The sequence below is a fragment of the Mycobacterium sp. genome, assembly GCF_050701675.1.
Taxonomy (GTDB): domain Bacteria; phylum Actinomycetota; class Actinomycetes; order Mycobacteriales; family Mycobacteriaceae; genus Mycobacterium.
Window position 1 is genome coordinate 1 of sequence record NZ_JBOGDD010001024.1, and the last position, 5,708, is coordinate 5,708.

Here is a 5,708-nt window from a genome sequence, read left to right on the forward strand (position 1 = left end):
GGCGTGGACTAGGCGATCAGCGGGCGACGATGACCGACGACCCGTGGCCGAAGAGCCCCTGGTTGGCGGTGACGCCGACCGTCGCGCCCTCGACCTGCCTACCGATGGCCTGCCCCTTCAACTGCCAGGTGAGCTCGCACACCTGCGCAATCGCCTGGGCCGGAATGGCTTCCCCGAAGCAGGCAAGTCCACCCGACGGGTTGACGGGGACCCGGCCGCCAATGGTGGTGGCGCCGCTGCGGAGCAGTGACTCCGCCTCGCCCCTTGCGCAGAGGCCCAGGTGTTCATACCAGTCCAGCTCGAGGGCGGTGGACAGGTCGTAGACCTCGGCCAGTGACAGGTCCTCGGGGCCGATGCCGGCTTCCGCGTAGGCGGCGTCGAGGATCTGATCCTTGAACACCCGGTCCGGTGCGGCCACCACAGCGGTGGAATCCGTTGCGATGTCGGGCAGTTCGGGGAGATGCTGCGGGTACCGCGGGGTCACCGTGCTCACGGCACGCACCGACGGCACGCCCTCGAGTGAGCCAAGGTGCTTCTGGGCGAACGACTTGCTCGCCACGATCAGCGCAGCAGCCCCGTCGGAGGTGGCGCAGATGTCGAGCTGCCGCAGCGGGTCGGAGACCACCGGGCTGGCCAGCACGTCCTCGATCGCGGATTCCTTGCGGTAGCGGGCATTCGGGTTCTGCAGACCGTGGCGCGAGTTCTTGACCTTCACCTGCGCGAAGTCCTCGGACGTCGCACCGTAGAGGTCCATCCGGCGGCGCGCCAGCAACGCGAAGTAGACGGGGTTCATGGCGCCGATCAGGTGGAATCGCTGCCAGTCCGGATCGTTCTTGCGTTCACCGCCCACCGGCGCGAAGGCGCCCTTGGGTGTGGTGTCGGCGCCGATGACCAGGGCGACGTCGCAAAATCCTGCGAGTATCTGGGCACGGGCGCTCTGGAGTGCCTGTGATCCGCTGGCGCACGCCGCGTAGCTCGAGCTGACGGGGACGCCGTTCCAGCCCAGTTTCTGAGCGAACGTCGACCCGGCGATGAAGCCTGGGTAGCCGTTGCGAATGGTGTCTGCGCCCGCCACCAGTTGAATCTGTCGCCAATCCAGGCCTGCCTCGGCAAGAGCGGCGCGTGCGGCGACGACGCCGTACTCGGTGAAGTCGCGGCCCCACTTGCCCCACGGATGCATGCCTGCGCCGAGGATGTACAGGGGTTCCGGCGGGCCGGAGCGAAGCGACTCGGGAGATGTCTCCGGGCTCATGCGATCCTCCATGCGTAGACGCTCCGCACGAATCCGTCTTCGTCGGTGTAGAGCGGCATCGTGGTCAGTTCCATCTCGAGGCCGACCTTGAGGTCCGCTGCCAGAGTGCCCTCGACGACCTTCCCCAGGATGATCAGCCCCTCGTCGGCGAGTTCGACCGCGGCGATGGCGAACGGCTGGAACGGGTCCGCGGCCGGATAGGGACTGGGCGGGGGATACCGATTCTCGGTGTAACTCCACACCTTTCCGCGGCGCGAGAGCGGAACCTGGTCGAGCGTGTCGCCGTCGCACGCCGGGTTCGGGCAGTTGGTGGCCCTCGGCGGAAAGACGTAGGTGCTGCACTGCGTGCACTTACCGGCGATGAGGTGGGCGACTCCGGCGTCGTCGGTGGCGAACCATCCGTCGATGGCTGGTAGTTGCGCTGTGGCGTCCGTAGATCCTGGCACGCGGCCAGCGTAATCGATGCCAACCGTGAAACTGAAACGTGTTGCAGTTTCGCCCGGCTCTGCGTCTCGGGCCGTCTTGGCGACCGCGGCAATCTCGAGCCGGCCCTGCCTAGGTCCGGTCCGCGTGAGTGTCGTGTCGGTACTTGGTGGTGACGCGTGCAAGCTCGTCCGGTCCTGCGCCGGCCCTGAGCATCTCCCGGTTGGCGGCGATGACGGCCGCCGTCTCAGGACGGCGACGGATCTCGTAGTCGCGTAATCCGTTCCGTGGGTCGCGCGCCAATTCGTCGGCCAGCGTCGTGGCGTCGATGATCGACTGTGAGCCACCGTTGGCGCCGACGGGATACATCGGGTGCGCGGCGTCACCGAGCAGCGTCACCCGGCCGCGCCCGTCGGGAGGCGACCACCACGGCAACGGATCCCGATCGACCATCGGGTACTCGAGCACGGTCTGCGCATTTCGCACCAGGGCGGCGACGTCGAGCCAGTCCACCTGGAAGGCCGACAGGTGGCCGATCACGGTGTCCGGATCGCCAGGCGCGTTCCAGTTCGCATCTCCCGGCAGCGCGCCTGGCGCGGCCTCGTCGACCTGAACCACCCAGTTGATCAGTCCGTCGCCGATCGGATAGGTGATGACCTCGACGCCGTCACCCTTGACGATCGCCATCGTCTCGCCGTCGAGGAAGGGCTCGGCCATGGTCGCGCCGCGGAACATCCGCATGCCCGACCAGAGCAGCTGATCGCCCGTTGGGTGTAGCTGCGCTCGCACCGCGGAGTGGATGCCGTCGGCGCCGACGAGTACCGCCGCCGTCATCGCTCCGCCGGAGGTGTGCACCAAGACTTCGTCGTCGGACTCCTGGAATTCGGTCAGCCGGTAACCACAGCGCACCGCGTCCGGTCCGAGCCGGTCACGCACGGCGGACAGCAGCAGCGCCTGCAGACGACCCCGTCCGACGGAAAGCTGCGGCCAGCGATATCCGCCGTCGATTCCACGCGGCTCGCGGTACAGCAGTCGGCCCTCGTCGTCGTGAAATTGGATCGCCCTTGGCGCCACCGCGTGTTCGACCAGCTCGTCGGCGAGGCCGAGCCGGTCGAGCTCGGCGACGGCGCGGGGGAGCAGGTTGATGCCGACCCCGAGCGGTCGCAGTTCGGCGGCTCGTTCGATGACGGTGGCCCCGATGCCGTGTCGATGCAGGGCCAGTGCCGCGGTGAGGCCTCCGATTCCGGCGCCAGCGACGAGCACCGTGGTGTCGTTCATGCCTCACAGCGTCGGCGCACCGGTTCCATAAGTCCAATACATGATCGGACCAGAAAGTATTGTTTCTTCTTATGGAACTTCGGCAGCTGGAGTACCTGGTCGCGGTCGCCGCGGAGGCTAACTTCACCAGGGCCGCGGAGCGTCTGCACGTGGCGCAGCCTGCAGTGAGTGCGCAGATCCAGAAACTCGAACGCGAACTGGGCCAGCCGCTGCTGGACCGATCGAAGCGGACCGTCCGTCTGACGGCAGCAGGCGAGGCGGTGTTGCCCTCCGCGAGGGCCGCCCTTGCCGCCGTCGCCGACGTGCGACGGTCGGTCGAGGAACTCACCGAGCTCGTCAGGGGAACCGTCGCCATCGGCACGGTCACGGCTCACGACATGGACATCGCGGGATTGTTGGCCGACTTCCACCGCGCGCACCCCGGTGTCGAGATCACGCTCAGCACGGACAACTCCGATCTCCTGATCAGCCAACTGCGCAGCGGTGTGCTCGACGTAGCAATCGTGTCGGTCGGCTCCGACGAGTGTCCCGACGGACTCGACGTCGAGGTCGTGACGGACGAGGCCATCGATGCGGCGGTCAGTCAGGACGACGACCTGGCAGGCGAATCGAGCGTGGACCTGGCCGCGCTGGCGGAACGCTCGCTGATCGCGCTTCCCGTCGGCACCGGTGTCCGGCACCGTCTCGACCAGGCCTGCACGACGGCAGGGGTGTCGGTACGGATCGCCTTCGAGGCGTCGACGCCGATCGCGTTGGCCGAACTAGCCGAGCGCGGTCTCGGTGTGGCGATCCTGCCGAGTTCGGTGGCGCGGTCCAGGCCCGGTCTACACGCGCTGACGATCAGGCCCGAGATGCGCGCACGCCTCGTCCTGGCCTGGCGGTCGACCGGCCCGATGAATCCCGCGACCTCGGTACTGGTGCAGATGGCACGGCGTCTCCTGGAGTGTCGGCACGGGTGAATAGAGTGAGGGCGTGAGCCCTGCCAAGACCGAGACCAAGCCCACATTGATGCTGTTGGACGGCAATTCGCTGGCCTTTCGCGCCTTCTACGCGCTGCCCGCGGAGAACTTCAAGACCCAGGGCGGTTTGACCACCAATGCGGTGTACGGCTTCACGGCCATGCTGATCAACCTTCTACGCGACGAGCAGCCCACCCACATCGCCGCGGCCTTCGACGTGTCCCGTCAGACGTTCAGGTCGGAGAAGTACCCGGAGTACAAGGCAGGTCGGTCCGCCACCCCCGACGAGTTCCGCGGCCAGATCGACATCACCAAGGAAGTCCTCGTCGCCCTCGGCATCACCGCGCTGGCCGAGCAGGGGTTCGAGGCCGACGACATCATCGCGACGCTGGCCACCCAGGCCGAGAACGAGGGCTACCGGGTGCTGATCGTCACCGGTGACCGCGACGCGCTGCAACTCGTCAGCCCCGACGTCACCGTGCTCTACCCACGCAAGGGCGTATCCGAGCTGACGCGTTTCACCCCGGATGCCGTCGTCGAGAAGTACGGGCTCACGCCCACCCAGTACCCGGACTTCGCCGCGCTCCGCGGCGACCCGAGCGACAACCTGCCCGGCATCCCCGGCGTGGGGGAGAAGACTGCCTCCAAGTGGATCCTCGAGTACGGCTCGCTGCAGTCGCTCGTCGACCAGGTCGACACCGTCAAGGGCAAGGTCGGAGACTCATTGCGCGCCAACCTCTCCCACGTCATCCTCAACCGCGACCTGACCGAACTGGTCAAGGACGTACCGCTGGCCCAGACGCCCGACACGTTGCGAATGATGCCGTGGGACCGCGACCAGATCCACCGACTCTTCGACGACCTCGAGTTCCGAGTTCTTCGCGACCGGTTGTTCGAGACACTCGCGTCGTCCGACCCGGAGGTGGAGCAGGGCTTCGACGTACGGGGCGGGGTGCTCGAGCGCGGCCAACTCGCGTCCTGGCTGGCCGAGCACGGCAGCGGCCGACGGTTCGGGCTCGCCGTGGTGGGGACGCACCTTGCGTTCGACTCCGACGCCACCGCGATCTCCATCGTCTCGGCCGACGGTGAGGGCTGCTACTTCGACACCTCGACCCTGGCCCAGGAGGACGAGGCGGCGCTGGCCGCCTTCCTCAGCGACCCCGGGGTGCCGAAGGCCCTGCACGAGGCCAAGCTCGCGATGCACGACCTCGCCGGCCGCGGCTGGGATCTCAACGGCGTCACCTCCGACACCGCACTGTCGGCCTACCTGGTGCGGCCCGGGCAGCGCAGCTTCACGCTCGACGACCTCGCAGTCCGGTATCTCAAGCGTGAGCTGCGAGCGGAAAATCCTGAACAACAACAGCTTTCACTCCTCGATGACGAGGATGGCGTCGACGACCAGGCAGTGCAGACGCTGCTCTTGAGGGCATCGGCGGTCGCCGACCTCGCCAACGCGCTCGACGAGGAACTGGCCAGGATCGACTCGTCGGCGCTGTTGGGCCAGATGGAGCTTCCGGTACAGCGGGTCCTCGCGCAGTTGGAGGCCACGGGCATCGCGGTCGATCTCGACCTTCTCGGGCAGCTGCAAAGCAATTTCGCAAACCTGATCCGCGACGCGGCCGAAGCCGCGTACGGCGTGATCGGCAAGCAGATCAACCTCGGCTCGCCCAAACAGCTTCAGGTGGTGCTGTTCGAGGAACTGGAGATGCCGAAGACCAAGCGCACCAAGACCGGCTACACCACCGACGCCGACGCGCTGCAGGGACTGTTCGACAAGACCAGCCACCCCTTCCTGC

Annotated in this window: 5 protein-coding genes; 2 read left to right on the plus strand and 3 right to left on the minus strand. The window is 67.3% G+C overall.

Annotated features, from left to right (window positions below; all coding sequences use genetic code 11):
* Positions 1–16 precede the first annotated feature (16 nt).
* From ACRDUX_RS31385 to ACRDUX_RS31395, 3 genes are all read right to left on the minus strand, one after another.
* Positions 17–1,264: a lipid-transfer protein gene (locus tag ACRDUX_RS31385; RefSeq protein WP_526419836.1), complete on the minus strand. Its 1,248-nt coding sequence runs from the start codon at positions 1,262–1,264 to the stop codon at positions 17–19.
* Entirely contained in the window at positions 1,249–1,698 is a 450-nt protein-coding gene (locus ACRDUX_RS31390; protein ID WP_526419838.1) for a Zn-ribbon domain-containing OB-fold protein, read from the minus strand. Before ACRDUX_RS31390 ends, ACRDUX_RS31385 begins: the two co-directional genes overlap by 16 nt.
* Before the next feature lie 109 nt (positions 1,699–1,807).
* Positions 1,808–2,953, minus strand: a complete 1,146-nt coding sequence (locus ACRDUX_RS31395; RefSeq protein ID WP_526419840.1) for an FAD-dependent oxidoreductase — start codon at positions 2,951–2,953, stop codon at positions 1,808–1,810.
* A 71-nt stretch (positions 2,954–3,024) separates the two neighbouring features.
* On the opposite strand from ACRDUX_RS31395, the gene ACRDUX_RS31400 reads away from it, so the two are divergent.
* The gene (locus ACRDUX_RS31400; protein ID WP_526419842.1) at positions 3,025–3,912 is read left to right on the plus strand and encodes a LysR substrate-binding domain-containing protein; all 888 of its coding nucleotides are present in this window, start codon (positions 3,025–3,027) and stop codon (positions 3,910–3,912) included.
* A gap of 49 nt (positions 3,913–3,961) precedes the next feature.
* On the plus strand, positions 3,962–5,708 hold a 1,747-nt coding region (locus ACRDUX_RS31405; protein ID WP_526419844.1), incomplete at its 3' end, for a DNA polymerase.